Source organism: Paractinoplanes polyasparticus, assembly GCF_019710575.1.
Lineage (GTDB): Bacteria > Actinomycetota > Actinomycetes > Mycobacteriales > Micromonosporaceae > Actinoplanes > Actinoplanes polyasparticus.
This window is the reverse complement of record NZ_JAHWFK010000023.1, coordinates 77009-103120: the sequence shown is the minus strand read 5'-3', so window position 1 is coordinate 103120 and position 26112 is coordinate 77009. Positions and strand designations below refer to the sequence as shown.

The following is a 26112-nucleotide window of genomic DNA, read 5'->3' as shown; positions in this document are numbered from 1 at the left end:
TTAACTTGAACGCACAACACGGGCACCACCCGTGACCTCAGGCTTCGGCCCCGTCAGCCCGCCGGCGGTCGATCGCCACGTAGGAGCCGGGCTGCGACTTGGCGACCTTTTTCATCTCGGAGGCCACGCCGATCACCACCCGCGGGTCGGTGAAGCGGCGGCCCTCGACGGTGGCCTGGGCGACACCGATCGAGAGCGTCACCAAGGCGGCACGGTTCTTGTTGCCGCGGCGGTCGGGCACCTCGATGTAGCCGCGCTTGGCGTCCACGTCGTCGTAGAGCTGGTCGGCCGTCTGCTCGAAGTCGGTGACCGTGCGCTTGGTCAGCGGGAGCACCTGGTCGGGCGTGCAGATGAAGACGAAGTCGTCGCCGCCGATGTGGCCCAGGAAGATGGAGGGCTTGCCGACCGAGGCCACCGCGCGGTGCAGGCTGCGGGCGAGAGCGCCGATGAACTCGTCGCCGCGGTCGAAGCCGTACACGTCGTTGACGCTCTTGAACCGGTCGATGTCGATGTAGCCCACCGAGTATTCCCCGCCGGCCTTCATGCGGTCGGCGATCTCGCGCCGCACCCGGGCGTTGCCGGGCAGCCCGGTCAGCGGCGAGACCTCGCGGAACTCCTTGTTGCGGCGCAGCGTCGAGGACACGCGCGCGATCAGCTCAGCCGTGTCGAACGGCTTGACCAGGTAGTCGTCGACGCCGGCGGTCAGACCGACCACCTTGTCGACGGTCATGCTCTTGGCGGTCAGCATGATCACCGGGAGGGCCGAGGTGAGCGGCTCGGCGCGCAGCCGGCGAGTCAGCTCGACGCCGTCCATGCGCGGCATCATCCAGTCGACCACGGCCAGGTCGGGGCGCTGGGTCTCCATCAGCTCGAGAGCGTCCTCACCGTCGCGGGCGCGGATCACCTCGTAGCCGTGCATCTTGAGGTTGAACTCGACAAAACTCGCGATGTCCTGATCGTCGTCGACGACCAGGATCAGGTCGGGACGGTCCTCGGGCTCGGGACCGAGATCATCGTGCTGGGGATCAGCGACCCCTGTGCTCATCCCGCTCCTTCCACGAGAGCTCGCAGCTTGCCGATGGCCTCGGCCGGGTCGTGCGCGCCGTAGACCGCCGTGCCCGCCACGAACGCGTCGGCGCCGGCCTCGGCGGCCCGCTCGATGGTGTCGGCCGCGATGCCGCCGTCGACCTCGAGGCGCACCTCGAGACTGTCAGCATCGATGCGGCGGCGCACCTCGCGCACCTTGTCGAGCATCTCGGGCAGGAACTTCTGCCCGCCGAAACCGGCCTTGATGGTCATGATGAGCAAAGTGTCCACATGAGGCAAGAGGTCGAGGTAGGGCTCGACCGCGGTGTCGCGGTCGATGGCCAGGCCGGCCTTGGCCCCGGCGGCCCGCAGAGTCTTGGCCAGCGCGACCGGGTCGTCGGTGGCCTCGGCGTGGAACGTGACGTTGTGGGCGCCGGCCTCGGCGTAACCGGGGGCCCAGCGCTCGGGATCGGTGATCATCAGATGGACGTCGAACGGGATGGACGTCGCCTTGCGCAGACTCTGCACGACCGGCAGGCCGATCGTCAGATTGGGCACGAAGTGGTTGTCCATGACATCGACGTGCACCCAGTCGGCGGCGCCCTCGATCGCGTGCACCGCGTCGGCGAGGCGGGCGAAATCGGCGGCCAGGATGCTGGGGGCGATGATCGGCGATGGTGTCACGGCAGAAAGTCTATGACTTCCGCGGCCCTCGCTCGTCCCGCCTGTGGATAACCCCGGCCGTCACGCCAGGCCGAGCCCGGGCGGAACCAACCGATAGAGTGACGCCCCTTGGCGGGACCGGGACGGGAGAACGACATGCGGCGATGGGTGGCGGCCCTGGCCGGCGTCCTCACGCTCGCCGTGGCCGGCTGCTCCGACCTGCCCGGCGGGGTCGACGGCGACCTGACGAACGGCTGGCCGGCCCCGCCCGCGGCGCAGCAGTTCCGTCCGGCCGCCGCGCAGTGCCATCCCGACGTGGTCGAACAGGGCACGATCGACGACTACGCGCCGGTCGCATGCCGGGGCCCGCACGTGGCCGAGACGGTCGCGATCGCCGATCTGCCCGATCTGCCGGCCGGGCAGCGGAAGGGCCGCGCGTTCCGGGAGTGCTCGAAGCGCGTCACCACGTTCCTCGGCGGCGACTGGCGCACCGGCTGGCTGGTGTTGCAGCCCGTGCTGCCCAGCCCGCAGGCGTGGACCGGCGGCGCCCGGTGGTACCGCTGCGATCTGGTCGAGACGTCCCCGGTCGACGGCGACCTGGTGCGCCGCTCGGGCAGCCTGAAGGGCTCGCTGGCCGGCGCGGGCAAGGTCCGCATGACGTGCGCCGACCCGTCGGTCGTCGGCGAACGGGTCGCCGCGATGCGCCCGGTCGCCTGCGCCAAGGCGCACACCGCCGAGTTCGCCGGCATCTTCGAGAGCAAGCGCGCGTCGGCGGCCGCGCTGACCGCCGGCGAGATGGAGAAGGGCTGCCACCGCACGATCGCCAAGTTCACCGGCATCCCCGACAACGGCAGCGTGCGCAACCGGGTGGGCTGGCTCGGCTTCCCGCCCGACAACGCCTCGTGGAAGCTCGGCGACCGCGCCGTCCGCTGCTTCCTCTGGCTCAACGGCGAGCGGATGACCGGCACCTACAAGAATGCCGGCACCCGCAAACTGAAAATCCACTACGTCTACCGCTAGACCGCCAGCTGGTGCGGCTGTCGCCAGGCCGTCAGCTGGTGCGGCTATCGCCAGGCCGTCAGCTGGTGCGGCGCAGCACTGCCAGGAACATGGCGTCGGTGCCGTGGCGGTGCGGCCAGAGCTGCACCGTCGGGCCGTTGCCGAGGCCCGGCATGCCCGGCGGGAGCAGCGGGCGGGCGTCGACAAAATCGACGTCGACTCCGCTGCGCCGGGAACCCTCGGTCACCGTCACCTGGGTCTCGACCATGTGGGGAGAGCACGTCACATACGCGACAACGCCGCCCGGGCGTACTGCCCGCAGGGCGGCCACCAGCAGTTCGCGCTGGAGCTTGGTCAGCGGCGGCAGGTCGGCCGGCTGCCGGCGCCACCGCGACTCGGGGCGGCGCCGCAGCGAGCCCAGGCCGGTGCAGGGCGCGTCGACCAGCACGCGGTCGAAACCCCCCTCGGGCAGGCCGGTCTCGCGGCCTACCGAACGGCCGTCGACCGGCAGGACGGTCACCGGCATGCCCTTGGTGGCCTGCTCGACCAGCCGGGCCCGGTGCTCGGCGACCTCGACGGCCGTCACCTCGGCGCCCCGTGCGGCGGCGATCGAGCCCAGCAGGCCCGCCTTGCCGCCGGGGCCGGCGCACAGGTCGAGCCAGCGGGTGTCCTGCCCGTCGAGCGGGGCGGCCAACAGCGCCGCGGCGACCAGCTGACTGCCCTCGTCCTGCACGTGGGCGCGACCGTCGTGGATCGCGGCCAGCTCGCGCGGGGAGCCGCCGTTGAGATAGACCGCGTACGGCGAGAAGGCCCCGGGCACCCCGCCGACCTCATCGGCCAGTTCGACCGCGTCGACCCGGCCGGGACGGGCGCACAGGTGCACGACCGGGGGCTGATTGTCCTCGATGAGCAGGCGCGTGGTGTCCGCCAAGTCGCCGCCGAGGGACTCGGCGAACGACCGGATCACCCACTCCGGATGGTTGTGGTGCACGGCGAGGTTGCCGATCGGGTTCTCGTCGTACGACGGCGCCAGCTTCTCGAGCCACTTGTCGAGCGGCGTCTCGGCGATCGTGCGCAGCACCGCGTTGGCGAAACCGGCCGCGCCGGGAGCGACCGAGCGCACCAGGTCGACGGTCTGACTGACGGCGGCGAAGGCGGGTACCCGCGTGTGCAGCAGCTGATAGGCACCCAGCCGCAGCGCGTCGCGGGCCGGCGGGTCGATGCGGGCCACCTCGCGCCCGGCGGCGTCCGCCACGATCAGGTCGAGGGTGCCGAGCGCGCGCAGCGTGCCGTAGGTGAGCTCGGTCGCGAACGCCGCGTCCCGGCCGTCGAGCCGCATGTCGCGCAGGATCTCGGACAACACCAGATTGGCGTACGCGTCGTCGCGGTGCACCGCCGCGATGGCCTCGTAGGCGGCCTGACGGGCCGGGTCGGACGGCGGCCGACCGGCCCGCGGGCCCCGGCCCGTACGCGAGTCGCGGTCGTAACCCGGCCCGCCGGGCCGACGCGGACGCCCCGAGCCGTGCGGCCGGTCTGCCTTGTGATCAGTCACTGAAGCTTCTCTCCGGGCTGGATGCCCCGTACTGCGCTGTGCTGGTCACTGAAGTTTTTCTCCCGGCTGGACGCGCAGGCCGCGCGCCCAGTCGGTGGCGGCCATGGGCTTCTTGCCCGCCGCCCGCACCTCACCGAGCGCGACCGGCGTGGTGGCCGTGCCGACCAGCACCTGGGTGCGCTCGACGAGCAGGTCGCCCGGCGCGAGGGCGGGCGCGTTGGCCACCGGCCGCACCGGGCCCAGCTTGAGCCGGTCTTCGCGCAGCGTCGTCCACGCGCCGGGGGCGGGGGTGCACGCGCGGATGCGCCGGTCGACCGCGAACGCCGGGTCGCTCCAGCGGATGCGCGCGTCGTCGACCGTCAGCTTGGGCGCGAGCGAGATGCCGTCGGCCGGCTGGGTGTGTGCCCGGGCCGTGCCGGCCTCGATCGCGTCGAGCACGGCCACGAGCAGGCCGGCGCCCTCGGTGGCGAGCCGCCCGAGCAGGTCGCCGGAGGTGTCGGTGGGACGGATGGTCTCGGTCAGGGTGCCGTAGACCGGGCCGGTGTCGAGCCCGGCCTCGAGCTCGAACACGCTCGCGCCGGTCACCTCGTCGCCGTGCAGCACGGCATGCTGCACCGGGGCGGCGCCGCGCCAGGCGGGCAGCAGCGAGAAGTGCAGGTTGACCCAGCCGTGCTTGGGGATCTCGAGAGCGCTCGGGGGCACCAGGGCCCCGTACGCCACCACCGGCACACAATCGGGCGCGAGCGCCCGCAGCCGCTCCTGAAATTCGGGCTCGCGCGGACGTTCCGGGGTGAGCACCTCGATGCCGCGCTCGTCGGCCCAGGCCGCGGCGGGCGAACGCACGAGGCGACGGCCGCGCCCGGCCGGGGCGTCGGGCCGGGTGACCACGGCCAGCAGCTCGTGCCCCGAGGCGGCGATGGCGTCGAGGCTGGGCACCGCGACGGCCGGCGTGCCGGCGAAGACCAGACGCAACCCGCTCACCGCCCCAGACCGAACAGGCCCCGGCCGTGCGGGCTGGTCTTGATCGTGGGCGGCCGGCCGGCGTCGTACCACTCGGCCGAGCGGATCTGCTTCATCGCGTCCTTACGGGCGGCGGCGTCGAGCCGGTCGAGGAACAGCACGCCGTCGAGGTGGTCGGTCTCGTGCTGCACACAGCGCGACATCAGACCGGTGCCGACGATCTGGATGGGGTCGCCGTGCTCGTTGAAGCCGGCGGCCACGACGTTCTGGCGGCGCTTGGTGTCGATGTAGATGCCCGGGATCGACAGGCAGCCCTCGGGCCCGTCCTGCTCCTCGTCGTCGGGGAACGACAGCACCGGGTTGACGATGTGGCCGACCACGTCATCCACGTCGAAGGTGAAGACGCGCAGGCCGACGCCGATCTGCGGGGCGGCCAGGCCGGCGCCGCCCTCGTCGAGCATGCTGTCGGTCAAGTCCTTGACCAGGGTGCGCAGTTCCTTGTCGAAGTCGACGACGAGGTCGGCCGGCGTCCGGAGCACCGGATCGCCGAACAGACGGATGGACTGGACGGTCACGCGGGCAGACTCCTGACATCTCGGCTCAGCACCTGACCAGTCTACGGAGTGCTCATTCCGGTCTGCCGAGTGCCGAGCGTCACGGGCAGCGAGGACCACCCGCGCAGGTTCATCCGGGGCCGGCGGGTGGGGCGCTGGGCGAGGGCGAGATCGGGGAAGCGGCGCAGCAGGGCGGGCAGCGCGATCTGAGCTTCCAGGCGCGCGAGGGGTGCGCCCAGGCAGTAGTGAGCGCCGGCCCCGAAAGAGAGCGGGGCGAGGTCCGTACGGAAGGGGTCGAACTTGTCGGGGTCGGGAAACCGTGCCGGGTCGCGGTTGGCCGCGCCGAGCAACAGCACCAGCTCGGCGTCGGCCGGGAGCTCGGCGCCGCCGACCACAGTCGGGCGCGACGTGTACCGCTCGGTCAATTGCACCGGCGACTCGATGCGAAGCACTTCTTCCACGTACGCCGGAGCCAGCTCCGGATCCTGCCGAAGCTGCTTCGCGTACGCGGGATTGTCGAGCAGCAGCACGATGCCGTTGCCCAGCAGGTTGGTCGTGGTCTCGAAGCCGGCCACCAGCAGCAGCACGAGGTTGCCCATCAGCTCCTCGCCGGTGAGCTGCTCGCCGCCCGCGTCGTGCGCCGCGGCCAGGGCGGTGACCAGGTCGTCGGCCGGCTCGGCGCGGCGCCGGGCCACCAGGTAGGTGAAGTACTCCTCGAGTTCGAGCGCGGCCTCGTGGGCGCGGCGGCGATCCTCCTCGGTCCAGCGCACCTCGAGCACGGCGGTCAGCGCCTCGGCCAGACGGCGGAAGCGGCCCCGGTCGGCCGCGGGCACACCGAGCAGGGCAGTGATCACCCCGATCGGGAGCGGATAGGTGAGATGGCTCACCAGGTCGGTCTCCCCCGGCGGCAGCGCGTCGAGAATTTCGTCGACCTGCGTGGCGATGACCTCGCGCAGAGCGGAGACCCGCCGCGCCGTGAAGACGCCCGCGGCCAGTCGGCGCATGCGGGTGTGCTGAGGCGCGTTGGTGCGCAGCATCGAATCGGCGAAGAGGGCGACGGCCCGGTTGTCCCGCCAGTCGGACCACTGCGCGTCCAGGCGCTTGGCGTCGTAGGCCTCCATGGCCGGGTCGCGCAGGACGGCGGCGACAGCGGCATAACCCGAGACGAAGTAGTAACCGCCGGAAACCCGCAGCACAGGGCCGTGACGGTGCAGGGCGGCGTAGGCGGGAACGGGCTCATGGTTGGCGCGCGGGTCGAGCAGCATGGCCACGGCCTTGCCCGCGTCCATCGTCCCGCCATCGATCGTCGTCACGCCTACGTTCTACCGCGCGCTGTCCATCCGGGACGCGCCGCCTGTGCACAACGCCGCCTCCCACGCCGACGATGAAACCCGCCTGTGGACGACGACGCCCGCCCTTCTTGACATTCGCCTACTCTCCCCCCAATCCCTTGGGCGGGCGGGGGAGGCGGTGGCACCCCGGAAGATCGTTTTCCGCCGAGGCCGAGCCGAGCGGGTGGGAGCGGCGGGAATTGTCGGAGGCGCCGGGCAGAATGTTCGGCGATGGCGACGAAGAGTGGACGCAGTGAGCGGGAGCCGGCCGAGCGGCTTCCCGTGGCCCGCGTCTGCGTCGACGTGCCGCTCCCCCACCTCGACCGGCCGTTCGACTATCTGGTCGCCGCCACCGACGACGAGGCGGCCCAACCGGGTGTACGGGTGAAGGTTCGTTTCGCGGGCCAGCTCGTGAGCGGCTTCCTGCTCGAACGCGCCGAGTCCTCGCCCCACGGCGGCAAGCTCGCCTACCTCGACAAGATCGTCTCGTCCGAGCAGGTTCTCGACCCCGAGGTGGCTCAGCTGGCCCGGGCCGTGGCCGACCGCTACGCCGGCAACCTCAGCGACGTCCTGCGCCTCGCCGTCCCCCCACGTCACGCCCGGGTCGAGGCCCAGCCCTCGAAAGCGTCCCCGGGCCCAGCCACGCCGTCCGAGGAACCCGCCGGCACCACTTCGCCCGACTCCGATGCGCCTTCCGATCTTTCCGCTGGCGCGCCTTCCGCGAGCGGGCTTTCTCTGCCCGAGCCCGACGCGCCTTCCGCGAGCGGGCTTTCCGCCCACGAGCCCGACGCGGCATCGTCCGGCGAGCCCGCCCCGCCGACCTCCCGCAATCTCGACGGGGCGTCCGCTCGATCGCCCGAAGCGGCGCCGCCCGGCGAGCCCGCCCCACCGGCCTCCCACAACCTCGACGGGGCCTCTGCCCACGCGACCGAAGCCGCATCCGCCCGCCCGCCCGGGGCGGCGTCTTCACACCCACCTGACGCGGGTGGCTGGGGCAAGTACGTGGCCGGTGCGGCGTTTCTCAAGGCGCTGACCGACGGGCGCAACGCCCGGGCGGTGTGGGGCGCGTTGCCCGGTGAGGACTGGTCGCGGCGGATCGCTGAGGCCGCCGAAGCGACCGTGCGCGGCGGCCGGGGCGTGGTGATCGTGGTGGCCGACGCGCGCGACCTCGACCGGGTCGACCGGGCGCTCGAAGCCGTACTCGGGCCGGGGCGGCATGTCGCGCTCAACGCCGCGCTGGGTCCCGCCGAGCGCTACCGCCGGTTTCTGGCCGCGAGCCGTCACCAGGTGCCGGTCGTGGTGGGCACGCGGGCCGCGATGTGGGCCCCGGTGGCCAAGATCGGCCTGGTCGTGATCTGGGACGACGGCGACGACCTGCACGCCGAGCCCCGCTCGCCGTATCCGCACGCCCGCGAGGTGCTGCTCACCCGCGCCCAGCTGGCCGACTGCGCCGCCCTGGTCGCCGGGTTCGCCCGCACCGGCGAGGGCCAGCTGCTGCTCCAGACCGGCTGGGCCCGTGAGATCAGCGCCGCCCGCGACGTGCTGCGCGCCCACGCCCCGGCCATCGCCCCCACCGGCGACGACCCCCAGCTGGCCCGCGACCCCGGCGCCGCGACCGCCCGCCTGCCCAGCCTGGCCTGGCAGGCCGCACGGGGGGCACTTCAGTCGGGGGCCCCGGTGCTCGTCCAGGTGCCACGGCGCGGCTACCTGCCCTCGGTAGCCTGCGCCGAGTGCCGCACGCCGGCGCGCTGCCCCCACTGTTCCGGGCCGCTCGGCCTGCAAGGCGCCCGCGACGTTCCCACCTGCCACTGGTGCGGCCGGGCAGCCGCGGACTATTCGTGCCCGGCCTGCGGCGGCCGTCGCCTGCGGGCCTCGATCACCGGCGCCCGCCGCACCGCCGAGGAGCTGGGCCGTGCCTTCCCCGGCGTCCCGATCCGCACCTCCGGCAAGGACGAGATCCTCGACACCGTCCCGGCCGACGCCGCCGTCGTCGTGGCCACCCCCGGCGCCGAGCCGGTGGCCGCAGCCGGCTACGGCGCCGTCCTCCTGCTCGACACGTGGGCCCTGCTCACCCGCTCCGACCTGCGCGCTGCCGAAGAGACGATGCGCCGCTGGCTGAACGCGGCCGCCCTGGCCCGTCCGGCCGCCGCCGGCGGCAAGGTGGTCGTCGTCGCCGACGGCTCCCTGGCGCCGGTCCAGGCGCTGATCCGCTGGGACCCGGCGTGGTTCGCCCTGCGCGAGCTGACCGAGCGGCGCGAGCTGTCCTTCCCGCCCGCGGCCCGCATGGCCAGCCTCACCGGCAAGGCCGAGGCCCTGTCCGAGTTCCTGAACATCGCGCGCCTGCCGGACGACACCGAACTGCTGGGCCCCGTCCCCGCCGACGACGACCAGGAACGCATGCTGCTGCGCGTCCCCCGCGGCCAAGCCGCCGCCCTGGCCCACGCCTTGCACGAGACCGCCGCGGTCCGCAGCGCCAAGAAGGCCGCACTGTCCGTCCGCATCGAGATCGACCCGTCCGCCCTCTTCTGACTCCGCACCGGCCAACACCGCATCCGGCCGATGTTCGGCCCTGCGCCTGGGGGCAGTGCGGCAACCTCGCACAACGGGCCACGCCACACCTCCCGTGGATACCCACACCGGAACCGCGACTGGCCAGCCCACGCCACGCCTCCCGTGGGCGCTCCGCACCGGCACCTCGCTTGGCTGCCCACGCCGCAAACCTCACCGCGGCCGCAGCGGCACCTCGAACAACGGCTCGCGCCTCGACCTCGCCCGACCACTCCGCTCCGCGCCCCGCCAGTTCCCTGTCGTGCCTGCCGAAGCGCTGCCGCGCAGGCACGCCTGACCGACGTACGCGACAACCCACCACGCCGGCCCCGCCACCACCTCGCAGAAGCGGCCCGCGTCCCGCCACGCCCGACCGACGTACGCGACAACCCCCACCCCGGCCGCCCCGCCACCACCTCGCAGAAACGACCGGCGTCCCCGCCCGCCAGCTCGCGCTGTGACCTCACCTCGCCGGCCAGCGAGCGGATGCAGTCAGTCGGTCCAGGTCAGGTCGAAGGTGCCGTCCTCGACGCGGGCGATGAACGACTCGACGTCCACGGACTGCACGACGGCGTCGTCCCAGCTTTCGCTCGCGTTGCTGACCAGCAGCACCGGCGCCGGGTTCTGGCGGAGGTCGAGCACGAAGTTCTCCAGACCGCCGTCGCCGCCGATCAGGGCGATGCCGGGGTGCGTGCTCTGGGTCTCCCAGATGGCGAGCAGCTGACGGGCCTCTGCCGGCGGGTACAGCCACACGTACTTGCCCGACGGCAGCCAGCCGCGCCGCAGCCATGATGACGACCGCAGGTACGCCCGCCACGCTGCCGGCAGGTTCGGGCCGTCGGCGAACTCGGCTTCCGGCACCGGACCGCGCCAGTCCGCCTCCTCGACGATCACGCCGGTCGGCTCGTTGTCGCGGGTCTGCACCCGTAGGACGTGGCCCGAGCCCTCCGCGGGCACCAGCTTGTCGCGTGCGACGCGGACCGCCTCGTCCCGGTCGTCGAAAAGGGACAACTCGGCGGGCCACTCGCGCCAGTCGGCGGCCTCGATCCGCTGCACATCGTCCGCCCCGGCCGCACCCCAGCGCGTGAGCAGGCCATCGTCAAGATCATCACCCATGCGGGCACATTACTGAAGGCTCCGGCGACCCGGTAACCACGTGTGACACAAAAACCGGCGCCCCCGCGGTTCGCGGAGGCGCCGGCTTCACGGAACGGGTCAGGCAGCGGCGTTCTTGAGGTCCTGAGCGCGGTCGGTGCTCTCCCAGAGCAGCTCGGGGATCTCGCGGCCGAAGTGACCGTAGGCGGCCGTCTGCTGGTAGATCGGGCGCAGCAGGTCGAGGTCCCGGATGATCGCGGCCGGGCGGAGGTCGAAGACCTGGTTGATGGCCTTCTCGATGCGCTCGACGGGCACGTTCTCAGTGCCGAACGTCTCGACGAACAGCGACACCGGGTGGGCCTTGCCGATCGCGTACGCGACCTGGGTCTCGCAGCGCTCGGCCAGCCCGGCCGCCACGACGTTCTTGGCGACCCAGCGCATCGCGTAGGCCGCGGAACGGTCCACCTTGGACGGGTCCTTGCCGGAGAACGCGCCGCCGCCGTGCCGGGCGTAGCCGCCGTACGTGTCGACGATGATCTTGCGGCCGGTGAGGCCGGCGTCGCCCATCGGGCCGCCGATCTCGAAGCGGCCGGTCGGGTTGACCAGCAGGCGGTAGCCCTCGGTGTCGAGGCCGAGGCCCTCGAGCTCGGGCGCGATCACGTGCTCGCGGATGTCGGGCGTGAGCAGCGACTCGAGCGAGATGTCGGCCGCGTGCTGCGACGAGACGACCACCGTGTCGAGGCGGACCGGGCGCAGCCCGTCGTACTCGATGGTGACTTGGGTCTTACCGTCGGGACGCAGGTACGGGATCGTGCCGTCCTTGCGGGCGGCCGACAGCCGGCGGGCCAGGCGGTGGGCCAGCGCGATCGGCAGCGGCATCAGCTCGGGCGTCTCGGAGCACGCGAAGCCGAACATCATGCCCTGGTCGCCGGCGCCCTGGCTGTCGAGAACGTGCTCGCTGTCGCCCTCGCGCAGCTCGAGCGCGCTGTCGACGCCCTGAGCGATGTCGGGCGACTGCGACCCGATCGAGACGCTGACGCCGCAGGACGCGCCGTCGAAGCCCTTCTTCGACGAGTCGTACCCGATCTTGAGGATCGTGTCACGCACGATGCTCGGGATGTCGGCGTACGCCTGGGTGGTGACCTCACCCGCTACGTGCACCTGGCCGGTCGTGATGAGCGTTTCCACCGCGACACGGCTGCGGGGGTCCTGCGCCAGCAGGGCGTCGAGAATGCCGTCGCTGATCTGGTCAGCGATCTTGTCCGGGTGGCCTTCCGTGACCGACTCGGAGGTGAACAGGCGGCGTGCCACGGTGCTCCTCAGAATTGTCGAATACAACGTAACGCGGAAGTGTAGTCACCGTGCCTGGCGGGAGTCGCCTGGGTACTGGGCTCTCCCACCGTCGGCGACCTGGCTTTCCAGGAGCGTGACGACACGGTCGTAAATCATATCGGCCACATCGTCTTTGGGGAGTTCGGCGTAACTAGTCGTGCTCCCGTCGGCCCCGAGCAGCGTGACCTCATTGTGGTCGGCGCCGAACACGCGGTCCACACCCACCTCGTTAACGACGATCAGGTCGGCACGTTTCTTGATCAGTTTGACCCGTGCGTGCTCGATCGCGTCGTGTGTCTCGGCTGCGAAGGCCACGAGGATCTGCCCCGGTCGCTTGCTCGCGCCCAGTTCAGCGGCGATGTCGGGATTGGTGACGAGGGCGATCGGCGCCGGCGAGCCGTCGTCGGTTTTCTTGATCTTTTCGTCGGCCACGGTGGCCGGGCGGAAGTCGGCGGGCGCGGCCGACATCACGACGACATCCGCCTCGGCGGCGGCCTTGACCGTGGCGGCCCGCAGCTCCTCGGTCGTTCCCACCCGCACGAGATCGACGCCGGCCGGATCGGGCAGGGTCACGTTCGCCGCGATCAACGTCGTGCGCGCACCCCGCGCCGCAGCCGCCTTGGCCAGCGCGTACCCCTGCTTGCCGGACGACCGGTTACCGAGGAACCGCACCGGGTCGAGCGGCTCGCGGGTGCCGCCGGCGGTCACCACGACATGGCGGCCGGCCAGATCGAGATCGAGGCCCCGCCGGTGTACGCGCAACGCCAGCTCGAAGATCTGCACGGGATCAGGCAGCCGGCCCTTGCCCGTGTCCTTGCCGGTCAGCCGCCCGACCGCCGGCTCGATCACCACCGCGCCGCGCGCCCGCAGGATGGCGACGTTGGCCTGGGTGGCCGCGTTCTCCCACATCTCGGTATGCATGGCCGGGGCGTAGACCACCGGGCACGTGGCCGTCAGCAGCGTGTTGGTCAACAGGTCGTCGGCGAGGCCGTGGGCCGCCTTGGCCAGCAGATCGGCGGTCGCGGGCGCCACGACGACGAGCTCGGCCGACCGCCCGATGCGGACGTGAGGCACCTCATGCGCGTCGTCCCAGACTTCGGTCGCCACGGGGCGCCCCGAGAGCGCGGCCCAGGTGGGCGCGCCGACGAACTGCAGCGCGGACGCCGTCGGCACGACGCGCACCTTGTGCCCCGACTCGGTGAACAGCCGCAGCAGCTCACACGCCTTGTAGGCAGCAATACCGCCCGCCACCCCGAGGACGACCTCAGCCACCACAGACCCCCGAACGCTCCTTCGCCCACCGGCGTGGACGACGAGCCAACGCTAGCCCGAAGGCGGCTCCGGATGCGGCACAGACCCCCATGCCTGTGGATAAGCGACAGGGATTCCGACGCCTGTGGATGACAACCGTGTGCGGTCGAACGATCAAGACCCTGGGGCTTTGCCCCAGACCCCAGCAATCGCTGGAGATCACCTCTGGCGACGGTTGCGGTGGGGGGGGGCCGCGCACCCCAAATACGGAGCCCATCCCAACCATCCACTAACCCGGCTTTTGACCAACCGGCCGCGCAAGCGGCACGGTGCGAACGCGCACCCCACCACCCAGGCCGGCCCAAGTGAGAGAAGGTCCTGGTTTCATCCCCAACGCGGAAGCCAGACCGCCCACCCGCACGGGTCTCCTCAGCCCGCCCCCGCACCCAGAGAAGCGCCGGCCCCCACTCACCGCGAGGTGAACCCCCGGCCGTCCCAGCGCAAGAAAGCCCATCCCACGAAGCAGAAACGCAAAGATCCCGCGCCCCAACCACGGGACACGGGATCAATGTGACGCGCCACCAGGAGGGGCGCGGAGGGATCAGGGGTTGTCGGTAGCCTCAGCGGTCAGCAGACCGGCGTTGATCTCGCGCATGGCGATCGAGAGCGGCTTCTCCTGCGGCGTGGTTTCGACCAGCGGGCCGACGTATTCCAGCAAACCCTCGCCGAGCTGGCTGTAGTACGCGTTGACCTGGCGGGCGCGCTTAGCCGCGAAGATCACCAGCGAGTACTTCGACGAGGTCTTGTCGAGCAGCTCGTCGATCGGCGGGTTGGTGATGCCTTCGGGGTTCGCGATGGTTCCCACAGTTTTAAGATCCTTAATGCTCTGGGGCTTGCGCTGGCGTCAGAAATGACGAACCGAGCAATCCTACCAGCTCATCGGCCGCACGCTCGACGAAGTCGTTGACCACCGTTCGGTCGAATTCCTTCTCGGCGGCCAGTTCCTCGTCGGCGTGGGCGAGGCGGCGCCGGATGGTTTCCTCGTCGTCGGTGCCGCGGCCGATCAGGCGGCGGCGGAGTTCCTCGACGCTGGGTGGGGCCAGGAAGACGAGTTGCGCGTCGGGCATCGTGGCCCGCACCTGGCGGGCGCCCTGCAGGTCGATCTTGAGCAGGACCGGCCGGCCCTGACTGATCCAGCCCTCGACCTGCGCCCTGGGCGTGCCGTAGAGGTTGCCGGCGAACTCCGCCCATTCGAGCAGTTGACCGCCGTCGATCAGTCGTTGGAACTCGGGCCGGGTCACGAAGTGGTAGTGCTCGCCGTCGGTCTCGTAGTCGCGTTTCTTCCGCGTCGTCACCGACACCGACAACTTGATCCAAGGCGAGCGCGCCCGGATCAACTCGATCACACTGTCTTTGCCGACCCCGGAGGGGCCGGAAAGGACGGTGAGGCGGGCTGCCGGGCGCGCGTCGTCATCCATGCTCACAAGGCTCATTCAACACGAGCCCATGAGTCAGTTCGCAGCGAACTCCCCCAGGAGGGCCTTGCGCTGCTGGTCGCCGAGACCGCGCAGCCGGCGGCTGTCGGCGATCTTGAGCTTCTCCATGATCTGGGTCGCGCGGATCTTGCCGATGCCCGGCAGCGCCTGGAGCACGGCCGAGACCTTCAGCTTGCCGACGACCTCGTCCTCCTCCGCGCGGTCAAGCACAGCGGCGAGGGTGGTCTTGCCGGACTTGAGCTGTTCCTTCAGCTCAGCCCGAGCCTTACGTACTTCCGCGGCCTTCTCCAGCGCTGCAGCGCGCTGCTCGGGGCTCAGTGACGGGAGCGGCACCAGTTCTCCTCAGGTCCCTATCGCGGCGGTAGTTCAATACCGGCGCTTCTGTGAAACGTGGTGTGCCAGGGAACCAAAGGGGCATGTGGTTCCCGGCGCCGGGAAAACTAGCGGTCAACGGCGCTTTCGGCAACGTGGGGGTACCCCCGCAACCGCTCCGCGACTCCCTGATAAGCAGGGCCGTTTCACCCGAGAGCGGATCTGCATTCGTCCGCGGCGCGGTCCGCGGCAGCCCTCAGGCCGGCCACCGAAGGTCCCGCTGTCAGAACTTCCCGTGAGTACGACGGCAGCACGTTGCGCAGGCTTTCGCCGAAGACGGACCGCAGGTCGGAGGGGGTCGCGCCCTGTGCTCCGAGGCCCGGAGCGAGCAGCGGACCGTTCACTCGGGACAGATCGTGCCCGGTGTCGCCGATCGTCGCTCCGATTACGAGTCCGACGCTTCCGAGCGGCTCAAAACCCTTGTTGAGCAGGGAAACTTCGTCGATCACGGTTTGGGCCACGGTCTTTTTGTCCGTTGCGACAGCATGCTGGACGGACCGTCCCTCCGGATTGGACGTGAGCGCGAGAACGAACACGCCGGCACCGTGACGGGCGGCGATGTCGAATGCCGGCTGCAACGAGCCCACACCGAGATAGGGACTCACAGTAATCGCGTCAGCACAGAGAGAACTCGCTGGATCAAGGTAGGCGTCGGCGTACGCGGCCATCGTCGAGCCGATGTCGCCGCGCTTCACGTCCAGCAGGACAAGCGCCCCGGCCTCCCGGGACTGTCGGATAGTTGACTCAAGAATTCCGATGCCACGTGACCCAAATCTCTCAAAAAAGGCCGACTGCGGCTTCAGCACAGCCACCCGATCGGCCAGGGCTTCGACGACCGTACGGGCGAAACGTTCCAGGCCGGCGATGTCGTCGGTGAGCCCCCACCTGGTCAGCAGGGCGGCGTGCGGATCGATGCCTACGCACAGCCGGCCGCGCTTGTCCATGGCCTCCGCGAGGCGCTTGCCGAAGGTCTCCACTGGGACTCCCTCTTCCGTGTCAGCAGTCAGGTGATCAGTCAGGTCGGTGAGGCCGGGTCAGTCAGGTGGTCAGTCAGGTTGGCGGGGCCGTCCCCGGGAGGGTCGCGGCCCGGCGCGGGACGCTTGGGGGCGGGGTGGACCGCGGCGGTGCGGTCGTGCTGTCGGCACGGTCAGAAGCACCCCCTGGCGATCGGTTCGGGCCGTCAGGTCGCGGCGACCGCGGCGGCGATGCCGGCGGCGATCCGGGCGACGTCGTCCGGCTCCGCGACGTACGGCGGCATCGTGTAGATCAGGTCGCGGAAGGGCCGCAGCCACACCCCGACCTCGACGGCCGCCGCGGTCGCCCGGGCGATGTCCACGTCGTGGTCGAGCTGCACGACCCCGATCGCGCCCATGACCCGCACATCGGCAACCCCGGACGCTTTTCGCAGCGGCTCCAGACCCGCCCGTAGACCGTTTTCGATCACTCGTACCCGGGATTGCCAGTCACCCGTGCGGAGGAGCTCCAGCGAGGCGTTGGCGACCGCGCAGGCCAGCGGGTTGCCCATGAAGGTCGGGCCGTGCGCGAGACCGCCGCCCTCCCCCGCCGAGATCGCCTCCGCGACCTCGGTCGTGCACAGCGCCGCCGCCAGCGTGAGGTAGCCACCCGTCAGCGCCTTGCCCACGCACATGATGTCGGGGCTGACCCCGGCGTGCGCGGAGGCGAAGAACTCGCCCGTACGGCCGAAGCCGGTGGCGATCTCATCGAAGATCAGGAAGATGCCGTGCGCGGCCGTGACGTCGCGCAGGACGCGCAGATACCGCGGATCGTGGAACCGCATGCCCCCGGCGCCCTGCACGACCGGCTCGACGATCACCGCGGCGATCTCGTCGGCGTGCTTCCCGACCATCTCGACCAGCTCGGTCGCATAGGCCTCGTCGTACTCCGCGGGTGGCGGGCCGGCGAAGACCTGGGTGGGCAGCACCCCGGTCCACAGCGAGTGCATGCCGCCGACCGGGTCGCAGACGCTCATCGGGTGGAACGTGTCGCCGTGGTAGCCGCCGCGCCACGTCGCAAGCCTGCGGCGACCGGGGCGGCCCCGCGCCAGCTGTGCCTGCAGAGCCATCTTGATCGCGACCTCGACGCCGACCGAGCCGGAGTCGCACAGGAAGACGTGCTCGAGCCCGTCCGGCGCCAGGTCAACCAGCGTGGTTGCCAGCTCGATCGCGGGCTCGTGGGTGAGGCCGCCGAACATCACGTGGCTCATCCGCCCGGCCTGCTCGGCCAGCGCCGCGTCGAGCGCCGGGTGCCGATAGCCGTGGATGGCCGCCCACCACGACGACATGCCGTCGACCAGCTCGCGGCCGTCGGCGAGCTTCAGCCGTACGCCGGACGCGCTCTCGACCAGGTAGGGCTCACTGCGCCCCGGCATCGGCCCGTACGGGTGCCAGACGTGCCGCCGATCGCGGGCGATCAGCTCGGCCGCCCGCGACCCGTTCATCGCACAGCCGCCAACCGCAAGCAGGCCACCGCCGCCCGGCGAGAAACCGCCAAGCCGTTCATCGCACAGCCGCCAACCGCGAGCAGGCCACCGCCGCCCGGCAGGAAACCGCCGAGCCGTTCACAGTGCGGCCGCCGACCCGGGGTAGGCCGATGGCCCGGAGGACACGGCCCGGCGGACGGACGCCGCGGCCCGGACCAGCGCCGGGCCCCGGTAGATGAACCCGCTGTAGAGCTGCACCAGGGCGGCGCCCGCGTCGAACAGCCGTGCGGCGTCGTCGGCGCACATCACCCCGCCCACCCCGATGATCGGCAGCCGGCCGCCCGTCTCGGTGTGCACGAAGTGGACGACCTTGCGGGCCTTCTCGGTCAGCGGCCGTCCGGACAGCCCGCCCGGTTCGCCGGCTCGGGACACGTCGGCCGCGGCCAGGCCGTCGCGCGCCAGCGTGGTGTTCGTGGCGATCACGCCGGCCGCGCCGTGGCTGAGGCAGACCTCGAGCAGTTCGGCGACGGCCGGCTCGGTGAGGTCGGGGGCGATCTTCACGAGTACGGGCTTGGGGCCGACCAGCGCGGTCAGCAGATCGGCGATCGCGGTCTTGTCCTGCAGCGTCCGCAGGCCCGGCGTGTTGGGCGACGAGACGTTGACCGCGATGTAGTCCGCATGCGGGTGCAGCAGCTTGTGCGAGGTGAGGTAGTCGTCGACCGCCTCCTCCAGCGGAGTGACCTTCGACTTGCCGAGCGAGATGCCCAGCGGCACCCCGATCGGGCCGAGCTCGTCGAGCCGAGCCGCCAGCGCCGCCGCGCCCGCGTTGTTGAAGCCCATCCGGTTGATGATCGCCTCGCTGTCGCGCAGCCGGAACAGGCGGGGCTTGTCGTTGCCGGGCTGCGCGTGGGCGGTGACCGTGCCGACCTCGACGAAGCCGAAGCCGAGGGCCGGCCAAGCAGGAAGGGCCCGGCCGTTCTTGTCCATGCCGGCGGCCAGGCCGACCGGGTTGGGGAAGCGCACACCGAAAGCCTCGACCGGGGCGTCGACCGTGTACCGGGCGCGCATGGCCGCCCGCACCGGGCCGGGCAGCCGGGCCAGGCGGGCCAGCGTGAACTCGTGGGCCTTCTCGGCGTCCCCGCCGCCCACCCGGAACAGCACCGGGCGGACGGCGGACTCGAACAAGGTCACTTCGGGCCTCGCAGGGCGGCGTGCAGCTCCTGCAGGGGCCGGACGGTCATGTCGCCGCGCATCAGCGCTTCGATGCCCATGACCGCGGCGGCCGCGCCGGGCACCGTGGTGATGCTCGGGATGTCGGCCGTGACCGCGGCGCTGCGGATCTCGTACCCGTCGGACCGGGCGCTGGCGCCCGAGCCCTGCGGCGTGTTGATGATCATCGCGATCTCGCCGGCCAGGATGAGCTCCACCGCGTTCTTGCCGGGGCTCTCGAAGTGCTTGGGCACGACCTCGCAGACCACGCCGTGGCGGCGCAGCACCTCGCCGGTGCCGGCCGTGGTGACGATCGTGAAGCCGAGGTCGGCCAGCCGCTTGATCGGGAAGACCATGGCCCGCTTGTCGCGGTTGGCCACCGAGACGAAGATCTTGCCGGCGGTCGGCAGCGACCCGTACGCGGCCGCTTGCGACTTGGCGAACGCCTGACCGAAGCCGGCGTCGATGCCCATCACCTCGCCGGTCGACTTCATCTCGGGGCCGAGCAGGCTGTCGACGCCCTTGCCGGCCGGGGTGCGGAACCGCTTGAACGGCAGCACCGCTTCCTTGATCGCGATCGGCGCGCCCTCGGGCACCGTGCCGCCGTCGCTGTCGGCCAGCAGCATGCCCTCGGCCCGCAGTTCGGCGATGGTGGCGCCGAGCATGATGCGGGCGGCCGCCTTGGCCAGCGGCACCGCCGTCGCCTTGCTGACGAACGGGACCGTGCGGGACGCGCGGGGGTTGGCCTCGAGCACGTAGAGCGTGTCGTCCTTGAGCGCGTACTGCACGTTGAGCAGGCCGCGGACCCCGACGCCGCGGGCGATCGCCTCGGTGTACCGGCGCACCTCGGCCAGGTGCGAGCCGGCCAGGGTGATCGGCGGCAGCGAGCAGGACGAGTCGCCGGAATGGATGCCGGCCTCCTCGATGTGTTCCATCACGCCGCCGAGGTAGACCTCGCCGGTGTCGTCGCAGAGCGCGTCGACGTCGATCTCGATCGCGTCGTCGAGGAACCGGTCGACCAGCACCGGGTGGTCGGGCGAGATCTCGGTGGCCCGGTTGATGTAGCCCTGCAGCGTCGGCTCGTCGTAGACGATCTCCATGCCGCGGCCGCCGAGCACGTAGGACGGGCGGACCAGCACCGGGTAGCCGATGGTGTCGGCGATCTGCTTGGCCTCGTCGAAGCTGGTCGCGGTGCCGTGGTCGGGGGAGCGCAGGCCGGCCTTGGCCAGCACCGCGCCGAACTGGCCGCGGTCCTCGGCGAGGTCGATCGACTCGGGCGAGGTGCCGACGATCGGGACGCCGGCGGCCTTGAGCCGGTTGGCCAGGCCGAGCGGGGTCTGACCGCCGAGCTGCACGATCACACCGACCACGCCCGGGCCGCCGGCGGCCTTGCCGCTGGAGTCCTCGGAGTGGAACACCTCGAAGACGTCCTCGAAGGTGAGCGGCTCGAAGTAGAGCCGGTCGGCCGTGTCGTAGTCGGTCGAGACCGTCTCGGGGTTGCAGTTGACCATGACGGTCTCGTAGTCGACACCCCTCAGCGCCATCACGGCGTGCACGCAGGAGTAGTCGAACTCGATGCCCTGGCCGATGCGGTTCGGGCCCGAGCCGAGGATGAGCACCTTGGGCCGGGCCGACGGCGCGACCTCGGTCTCCTCGTCGTAGGTCGAGTAGTGGTACGGGGTGTCCGCCTCGAACTCGGCCGCGCAGGTGTCGACGGTCTTGTAGACCGGGCGAATGCCCAGCCGGTGCCGCAGCATGCGCACGCCGTCCTCGCCCGCCAGCTCGGGCCGGAGCGCCGCGAGCTGCTTGTCGGACAGGCCCGAGCGCTTGGCCCGGCGGAGCAGCTCCTCGTCGAGCACCGGGGCGTCCATGATCTGCGTGCGCAGGTCGACCAGGGCCTTGATCTCGTCGAGGAACCAGGGGTCGATGCGGCCGCTGGCCTCGTGCACCTGCTCGACGGTCGCGCCGAGTCGCAGCGCGGCCTCGACGGTGTAGAGCCGCCCGTCGTGCGGAGTCCGCATGGCTTCGAGAGCGGCCTCGGCGCTGTCGAACGAGGGCGCCGTCCAGAAGCCCGCGGCCGAGGTTTCCAGGGACCGCATGGCCTTGTTGAGCGCCTCGGCGAAGTTGCGCCCGATCGACATCGCCTCGCCGACCGACTTCATCGTGGTGGTCAGCTCGGGGTCGGCCCCCGGGAACTTCTCGAACGCGAACCGCGGGATCTTCACAACCACGTAGTCGAGGGCCGGCTCGAAGGCGGCCGGCGTCTTGAGCGTGATGTCGTTGGGGATCTCGTCGAGCGTGTAGCCGATGGCGAGCTTGGCCGCGATCTTGGCGATCGGGAAGCCTGTGGCCTTCGACGCCAGCGCGGACGAGCGGGACACGCGCGGGTTCATCTCGATGACGACCAGGCGGCCGTCGTCGGGGTTGACGGCGAACTGGATGTTGCAGCCGCCGGTGTCGACGCCGACCTCGCGCAGCACGGCGATGCCGAGGTCGCGCAGCTTCTGGTACTCGCGGTCGGTCAGGGTCATGGCCGGGGCCACGGTCACCGAGTCGCCGGTGTGCACGCCCATCGGGTCGACGTTCTCGATCGAGCAGACGACCACGACGTTGTCGTGCTTGTCGCGCATCAGCTCGAGCTCGTACTCCTTCCAGCCGAGCACGCTCTCCTCGATGAGCACCTCGTGCACCGGGGATGCGGCCAGGCCGGCGCCGGCGATGCGCTCGAGGTCCTCGTCGGTGTGGGCCATGCCCGAGCCGAGGCCGCCCATGGTGAACGAGGGCCGGATGACCACGGGGAGGCCGAGGTCGGCGACGGTCGCCCGGACCTCGTCCATCGAGTGGCAGACGCGCGAGCGCGGGGTCTCGCCGCCGGCCTTGGCCACGATCTCTTTGAACAGCTGACGGTCCTCGCCGCGGCGGATCGCGTCGACGTCGGCGCCGATCAGCTCGACGCCGTACTTCTCGAGCACACCGCTCTCGTGCAGCGCGATCGCGGTGTTGAGCGCGGTCTGGCCGCCCAGTGTGGCCAGGATCGCGTCGGGGCGTTCCTTGGCGATGACCAGCTCGACGAACTCCGGGGTGATCGGCTCGACGTAGGTGGCGTCGGCGAACTCGGGGTCGGTCATGATCGTGGCCGGGTTGGAGTTGACCAGGGAGACCCGGATGCCCTCGGCCCGCAGGACGCGGCAGGCCTGGGTGCCGGAGTAGTCGAACTCGCAGGCCTGGCCGATGACGATCGGGCCGGAGCCGATCACCATCACGTGCTTGAGATCTTCACGCTTCGGCATGGTCAGCCCTTCTTTTCCACAAGCTCGACGAACCGATCGAAGAGGTAGTCGGCGTCGTGCGGGCCGGCGGCGGCCTCGGGGTGGTACTGGACGGTGAACGCGGGGACCTCGAGGCCCCGCAGGCCCTCGACCACGTTGTCGTTGAGGCAGACGTGCGAGACCTCGACGCCGCCGAAGTCGGTGTCGATCACGGTGTTGAGCGGCGCGTCGACCGCGAAGCCATGGTTGTGGCTGGTCACCTCGACCTTGCCGGTGGTCCTGTCGAGCACCGGCTGGTTGATTCCGCGGTGCCCGTACCCGAGCTTGTAGGTGCCGAAGCCGAGCGCCCGGCCCAGGATCTGGCTGCCGAAGCAGATGCCGAAAAGCGGCTTCTCGCGGCGCATGACCTCGCGGGCCAGCGCGACCGGGCCGTCGGCCGTGGCCGGGTCGCCGGGGCCGGGTGAGAAGAAGACAGCGTCGGGGCTGACCGCGAGCAGCTCGTCGATCGTGGACGAGGCGGGGAAGACGTGCGTGGTGACGCCCCGCTCGGCCAGGCGGCGGGAGACGTTGCGCTTGATGCCGAGGTCGAGAGCGGCCACCGTGTACCGGTGCTCGCCGACGGCCTCGACGGTGTAGCGGGACGAGGTGGTGACCTCGGCCGACAGGTCGGCGCCGACCATCTGCGGCGCGGACTGCACGCGGGCCAGCAGCGACTGCGGGTCGAGGTCGACCGACGAGATGCCGACCCGCATGGCGCCGCGCGACCGGAGGTGCCGGGTCAGCGCCCGGGTGTCGATGCCGCTGATGCCGACCACGCCCTCGGCGGCCAGCCGCTCTCCCAGGTCACCGGTGGAGCGCCAGTTGGAGGGGCGGCGGGCCGGGTCCCGTACGACATAACCCGCGACCCAGATCTTGGAGGACTCGTCGTCCTCGTCGTTGACGCCGGTGTTGCCGATCTGCGGCGCCGTCTGCACGACGACCTGCCGGTGGTAGGAGGGGTCGGTCAGCGTCTCCTGATAGCCGGTCATGCCGGTGGTGAAGACGGCCTCGCCGAACGTCTCGCCCAGCGCGCCGTAGGCCGCGCCGACGAACGTCCGCCCGTCCTCGAGCACGAGGATCGCTTTACTCATTACTTAACAGCCTTCCCGTCCAGGACCGTCGGCTCTCCCCGGAGGAAGGTCGCGACGATGCGACCCGGCAGGGTGGTGCCCGCGTACGGTGTGTTGCGGCTGCGGCTCGCCAGCTCGGACGGGTCGACGACCCGCCGGGCGGACGGGTCCACCAGCGTGAGGTTGGCCGGGTCACCCACCGCGAGGTCGGTGCCGTGGCCGGTCAGGCCCGCGATGCGCGCGGGCGTCCGGGACATGCGCTCGGCGATCAGGTCCCACCGCTCGCCCAGCACCGAGAGCACGACCGGCAGGGCGGTCTCGAGACCGACCATGCCCGGGCGCGCGTACGCCCACTCGCACTCCTTGTCCTCCACGGCGTGCGGCGCGTGGTCGGTGGCGACGATGTCGATGACCCCCTCGACGAGGGCCTCGCGCAGGGCATGCACGTCCTTCGCCGTACGCAACGGGGGGTTGACCTTGTAGACCGGGTCGTAGGAGGCGGCCAGCTCGTCGGTGAGCAGCAGGTGATGCGGGGTGACCTCGGCCGTCACGCGGACGCCGCGGGCCTTGGCCTGGCGCAGCACCTCGACCGAGCCGGCCGTCGAGACGTGGCAGATGTGCAGGCGGCTGCCGACGTGCTCGGCGAGCAGCACGTCGCGGGCGATGATCGCCTCTTCGGCCACCGCGGGCCAGCCGGTGAGGCCGAGCCGGGTGCTGACCTCGCCCTCGTGCATCTGCGCGCCCTCGGTGAGCCGCGGCTCCTCGGCGTGCTGGGCGATGATGCCGTCGAACGCCTTCACGTATTCGAGCGCGCGGCGCATCAGGCGCGGGTCGGCGACGCAGTGGCCGTCGTCGGAGAAGATGCGCACGCCGGCCGCGGAGGTCGCCATGGCGCCCAGCTCGGCGAGCTGCTTGCCGGCGAGCCCGACGGTGACCGCGCCGATCGGCTGCACGTCGACCAGCCCGGCCTCGCGGCCCAGCCGCCAGACCTGCTCGACCACGCCGGCCGTGTCGGCCACCGGTGACGTGTTGGCCATCGCGAACACCGCCGTGTAGCCGCCGAGCGCCGCGGCCCGGGAGCCGGTCTCGACCGTCTCGGCGTCCTCGCGGCCGGGCTCGCGCAGGTGGGTGTGCAGGTCGACCAGGCCGGGCAGGGCCACCAGGCCGGCGGCGTCGATGATGTCGGCGCCGGTCGCCGGGCCGGAGGCGATGACCCCGTCGCGGATCAGCAGGTCGGTCGGCTCGGCCCCGAGGACCGAGACACCACGCAGCAGGTATGAGGTCACGCCTTGCCTCCCAGCAGCAGATAAAGGACGGCCATCCGAGCGCTCACGCCGTTGGCGACCTGTTCGACGATCGTGGAGCGCGACGAGTCGGCCACCTCGGGGGTGATCTCCATGCCGCGGTTCATCGGGCCGGGGTGCATCACGATCGCGTGCTCCGGCAGCTTGCGCATGCGGGCGAGGTCGAGGCCGTAGCGGCGGCTGTATTCCCGTGCGGACGGGAAGTACGAGTCCTGCATGCGCTCGGTCTGTACTCGCAGCATCATCACGACGTCCATGTCGGGCAGGACGCTATCCAGGTCGTACGACACTTTGGTTTTCGGTGACAATGCGGCGGCTACGTTGAGCGGGATCAGCGTCGGCGGCCCTACGAGGGTGACCTGCGCGCCCAGTGTCGTCAGCAGCAGGACGTTGGAGCGGGCGACCCGGCTGTGAAGCACGTCACCCACGATCGCGACCTTGAGGCCGTCCAGCCGGCCCAGCCGCGAGCGCATCGTGTACGCGTCGAGCAGCGCCTGCGTCGGGTGCTCGTGAGTGCCGTCGCCCGCGTTGACCACCGACCCGTCGACCCACTGGGCCAGCCGGTGCGGCGCGCCCGAGGCGGGATGCCGGATGACGACCGCGTCGGCTCCCATGGCCTGCAACGTCAGGGCGGTGTCCTTGAGGCTCTCACCCTTGGAGACGCTGGAGCCCTTGGCCGAGAAGTTGATGACGTCGGCCGACAACCGCTTGGCGGCGGCCTCGAACGAGATGCGGGTGCGGGTCGAGTCCTCGTAGAAGAGGTTGACCACCGTGCGGCCGCGCAGCGTCGGCAGCTTCTTCACCTCGCGCCCGGCCAGCGCGGCCATCTCGCCCGCGGTGTCCAGGATCAGCGTGGCGGTGGGCGCGTCCAGGTCGGCCGCGGAACGCAGGTGCTTGATCACTTTTCCTCGCCCCCGGTCAGCTTGACCTCGTCGAGGCCGTCCGACTCGGTCAGCGAGACGCGGACGCTCTCGGACAGCGCGGTCGGGATGTTCTTGCCCACGTAGTCGGCGCGGATCGGCAGCTGGCGGTGGCCGCGGTCGACCAGCACCGCGAGCTGCACCGAGCTGGGCCGGCCCTCGTCGTTCAGGGCGTCGAGCGCGGCCCGCACGGTGCGCCCGCTGAAGAGCACGTCGTCGACCAGGACGACCCGCCGGCCGTCGATGCCGCCGCCGGGCAGCTCGGTCTTGCCGAGCGCGCGGGTGGCGTGCAGCCGCAGGTCGTCGCGGTAGAGGGTGATGTCGAGGGAGCCGACCGGAACGTCGATGCCCTCGAAGGCGTGGATGCGGGCGGCCAGCCGGCGAGCGAGCGGGACCCCGCGGGTGGGAATGCCGAGAAGGACGGTGCCGGTGGCGCCCGAGGTCTTCTCGAGAATCTGATGAGCGATGCGGTCGACGACCCGGTGCAGGTCGGACGCACTCAGAATGATCTTGCTAGGCGCGTCGGCGCGTGGCGATGCCACGGCGGACCTCCTTCCCCGCCTCACGGGACGGGTCGTTAAAGGACGTCTGGTGGAACGGCCCCGGAGGGAGCCGGCCCGATGGCTGACGCTACGTTACCAGTGGACGCGGCGGTGACCATGGTGACGTGCCCGACGAGCGAA

Annotated in this window: 22 protein-coding genes; 2 read left to right on the top strand and 20 right to left on the bottom strand. The window is 71.2% G+C overall.

Annotated features, from left to right (window positions below):
• Nucleotides 1–37: 37 nt before the first annotated feature.
• The gene (locus KXC43_RS22285) at nucleotides 38–1045 is read right to left on the bottom strand and encodes a GGDEF domain-containing response regulator (protein WP_221378055.1); all 1008 of its coding nucleotides are present in this window, start codon (nucleotides 1043–1045) and stop codon (nucleotides 38–40) included.
• Nucleotides 1042–1710: a ribulose-phosphate 3-epimerase gene (gene rpe / locus KXC43_RS22280; protein ID WP_221378054.1), complete on the bottom strand. Its 669-nt coding sequence runs from the start codon at nucleotides 1708–1710 to the stop codon at nucleotides 1042–1044. The genes KXC43_RS22285 and rpe overlap by 4 nt, the downstream gene beginning before the upstream one ends.
• A gap of 135 nt (nucleotides 1711–1845) precedes the next feature.
• Between rpe and KXC43_RS22275 the strand changes: the two genes are divergently transcribed.
• A complete protein-coding gene (locus KXC43_RS22275; RefSeq protein WP_221378053.1) occupies nucleotides 1846–2709 on the top strand; it encodes a septum formation family protein in 864 nt (287 codons plus the stop codon).
• Between the two features lie 58 nt (nucleotides 2710–2767).
• Here KXC43_RS22275 and KXC43_RS22270 read toward each other — a convergent pair whose 3' ends face one another.
• From KXC43_RS22270 to KXC43_RS22255, 4 genes are read right to left on the bottom strand one after another with little or no spacing between them, the layout of a single operon-like run.
• Nucleotides 2768–4240, bottom strand: a complete 1473-nt coding sequence (locus KXC43_RS22270) for an RsmB/NOP family class I SAM-dependent RNA methyltransferase (protein WP_221378052.1) — start codon at nucleotides 4238–4240, stop codon at nucleotides 2768–2770.
• A gap of 45 nt (nucleotides 4241–4285) precedes the next feature.
• Entirely contained in the window at nucleotides 4286–5212 is a 927-nt protein-coding gene (fmt, locus tag KXC43_RS22265; RefSeq protein ID WP_221378159.1) for a methionyl-tRNA formyltransferase, read from the bottom strand.
• 5 nt (nucleotides 5213–5217) lie between these two features.
• Nucleotides 5218–5775 carry a peptide deformylase gene (gene def / locus KXC43_RS22260; RefSeq protein ID WP_221378051.1) on the bottom strand — a complete coding sequence of 186 codons (558 nt, stop codon included), beginning with the start codon at nucleotides 5773–5775 and terminating at the stop codon, nucleotides 5218–5220.
• Nucleotides 5776–5816: 41 nt separating this feature from the next.
• A complete protein-coding gene (locus KXC43_RS22255; protein ID WP_221378158.1) occupies nucleotides 5817–7043 on the bottom strand; it encodes a cytochrome P450 in 1227 nt (408 codons plus the stop codon).
• A 273-nt stretch (nucleotides 7044–7316) separates the two neighbouring features.
• Between KXC43_RS22255 and KXC43_RS22250 the strand changes: the two genes are divergently transcribed.
• Entirely contained in the window at nucleotides 7317–9614 is a 2298-nt protein-coding gene (locus tag KXC43_RS22250) for a primosomal protein N' (RefSeq protein WP_221378050.1), read from the top strand.
• Between the two features lie 510 nt (nucleotides 9615–10124).
• On the opposite strand, the gene KXC43_RS22245 is transcribed toward KXC43_RS22250, so the two are convergent.
• The 14 genes from KXC43_RS22245 to pyrR form a co-directional block, all read right to left on the bottom strand.
• On the bottom strand, nucleotides 10125–10748 hold the full coding sequence (locus KXC43_RS22245) for a hypothetical protein (RefSeq protein ID WP_221378049.1): 624 nt from the start codon (nucleotides 10746–10748) through the stop codon (nucleotides 10125–10127).
• A gap of 99 nt (nucleotides 10749–10847) precedes the next feature.
• On the bottom strand, nucleotides 10848–12038 hold the full coding sequence (gene metK / locus KXC43_RS22240; RefSeq protein ID WP_221378048.1) for a methionine adenosyltransferase: 1191 nt from the start codon (nucleotides 12036–12038) through the stop codon (nucleotides 10848–10850).
• A 45-nt stretch (nucleotides 12039–12083) separates the two neighbouring features.
• On the bottom strand, nucleotides 12084–13334 hold the full coding sequence (gene coaBC, locus KXC43_RS22235) for a bifunctional phosphopantothenoylcysteine decarboxylase/phosphopantothenate--cysteine ligase CoaBC (RefSeq protein WP_221378047.1): 1251 nt from the start codon (nucleotides 13332–13334) through the stop codon (nucleotides 12084–12086).
• Between the two features lie 577 nt (nucleotides 13335–13911).
• The gene (gene rpoZ, locus KXC43_RS22230; RefSeq protein WP_015623990.1) at nucleotides 13912–14175 is read right to left on the bottom strand and encodes a DNA-directed RNA polymerase subunit omega; all 264 of its coding nucleotides are present in this window, start codon (nucleotides 14173–14175) and stop codon (nucleotides 13912–13914) included.
• Nucleotides 14176–14188: 13 nt separating this feature from the next.
• Nucleotides 14189–14788, bottom strand: a complete 600-nt coding sequence (gene gmk / locus KXC43_RS22225) for a guanylate kinase (protein ID WP_221378046.1) — start codon at nucleotides 14786–14788, stop codon at nucleotides 14189–14191.
• A 33-nt stretch (nucleotides 14789–14821) separates the two neighbouring features.
• A complete protein-coding gene (mihF, locus tag KXC43_RS22220) occupies nucleotides 14822–15139 on the bottom strand; it encodes an integration host factor, actinobacterial type (protein WP_020517554.1) in 318 nt (105 codons plus the stop codon).
• Nucleotides 15140–15324: 185 nt separating this feature from the next.
• Nucleotides 15325–16155: an orotidine-5'-phosphate decarboxylase gene (gene pyrF, locus KXC43_RS22215; RefSeq protein ID WP_221378045.1), complete on the bottom strand. Its 831-nt coding sequence runs from the start codon at nucleotides 16153–16155 to the stop codon at nucleotides 15325–15327.
• Nucleotides 16156–16358: 203 nt separating this feature from the next.
• On the bottom strand, nucleotides 16359–17636 hold the full coding sequence (locus KXC43_RS22210) for an adenosylmethionine--8-amino-7-oxononanoate transaminase (RefSeq protein WP_221378044.1): 1278 nt from the start codon (nucleotides 17634–17636) through the stop codon (nucleotides 16359–16361).
• Between the two features lie 120 nt (nucleotides 17637–17756).
• The gene (locus tag KXC43_RS22205; protein ID WP_221378043.1) at nucleotides 17757–18809 is read right to left on the bottom strand and encodes a quinone-dependent dihydroorotate dehydrogenase; all 1053 of its coding nucleotides are present in this window, start codon (nucleotides 18807–18809) and stop codon (nucleotides 17757–17759) included.
• On the bottom strand, nucleotides 18806–22117 hold the full coding sequence (gene carB, locus KXC43_RS22200; RefSeq protein ID WP_221378042.1) for a carbamoyl-phosphate synthase large subunit: 3312 nt from the start codon (nucleotides 22115–22117) through the stop codon (nucleotides 18806–18808). Before carB ends, KXC43_RS22205 begins: the two co-directional genes overlap by 4 nt.
• Before the next feature lie 2 nt (nucleotides 22118–22119).
• The gene (carA, locus tag KXC43_RS22195) at nucleotides 22120–23226 is read right to left on the bottom strand and encodes a glutamine-hydrolyzing carbamoyl-phosphate synthase small subunit (RefSeq protein ID WP_221378041.1); all 1107 of its coding nucleotides are present in this window, start codon (nucleotides 23224–23226) and stop codon (nucleotides 22120–22122) included.
• Nucleotides 23226–24491 carry a dihydroorotase gene (locus KXC43_RS22190; protein ID WP_221378040.1) on the bottom strand — a complete coding sequence of 422 codons (1266 nt, stop codon included), beginning with the start codon at nucleotides 24489–24491 and terminating at the stop codon, nucleotides 23226–23228. The genes carA and KXC43_RS22190 overlap by 1 nt, the downstream gene beginning before the upstream one ends.
• The gene (locus KXC43_RS22185) at nucleotides 24488–25411 is read right to left on the bottom strand and encodes an aspartate carbamoyltransferase catalytic subunit (RefSeq protein ID WP_221378039.1); all 924 of its coding nucleotides are present in this window, start codon (nucleotides 25409–25411) and stop codon (nucleotides 24488–24490) included. The genes KXC43_RS22190 and KXC43_RS22185 overlap by 4 nt, the downstream gene beginning before the upstream one ends.
• On the bottom strand, nucleotides 25408–25971 hold the full coding sequence (gene pyrR / locus KXC43_RS22180; RefSeq protein WP_221378038.1) for a bifunctional pyr operon transcriptional regulator/uracil phosphoribosyltransferase PyrR: 564 nt from the start codon (nucleotides 25969–25971) through the stop codon (nucleotides 25408–25410). Before pyrR ends, KXC43_RS22185 begins: the two co-directional genes overlap by 4 nt.
• Between the last annotated feature and the right edge of the window lie 141 nt (nucleotides 25972–26112).

Coding starts and splice junctions, on each gene's coding strand:
- KXC43_RS22285 (WP_221378055.1), bottom strand. CDS start 1,045: ATGAGCACAGGGGTCGCTGATCCCCAGCACGATGATCTCGGTCCCGAG.
- KXC43_RS22275 (WP_221378053.1), top strand. CDS start 1,846: ATGCGGCGATGGGTGGCGGCCCTGGCCGGCGTCCTCACGCTCGCCGTG.
- KXC43_RS22255 (WP_221378158.1), bottom strand. CDS start 7,043: ATGGACGCGGGCAAGGCCGTGGCCATGCTGCTCGACCCGCGCGCCAAC.
- KXC43_RS22250 (WP_221378050.1), top strand. CDS start 7,317: ATGGCGACGAAGAGTGGACGCAGTGAGCGGGAGCCGGCCGAGCGGCTT.
- KXC43_RS22245 (WP_221378049.1), bottom strand. CDS start 10,748: ATGGGTGATGATCTTGACGATGGCCTGCTCACGCGCTGGGGTGCGGCC.
- gmk (WP_221378046.1), bottom strand. CDS start 14,788: ATGGATGACGACGCGCGCCCGGCAGCCCGCCTCACCGTCCTTTCCGGC.
- KXC43_RS22210 (WP_221378044.1), bottom strand. CDS start 17,636: ATGAACGGGTCGCGGGCGGCCGAGCTGATCGCCCGCGATCGGCGGCAC.
- carB (WP_221378042.1), bottom strand. CDS start 22,117: ATGCCGAAGCGTGAAGATCTCAAGCACGTGATGGTGATCGGCTCCGGC.
- carA (WP_221378041.1), bottom strand. CDS start 23,226: ATGAGTAAAGCGATCCTCGTGCTCGAGGACGGGCGGACGTTCGTCGGC.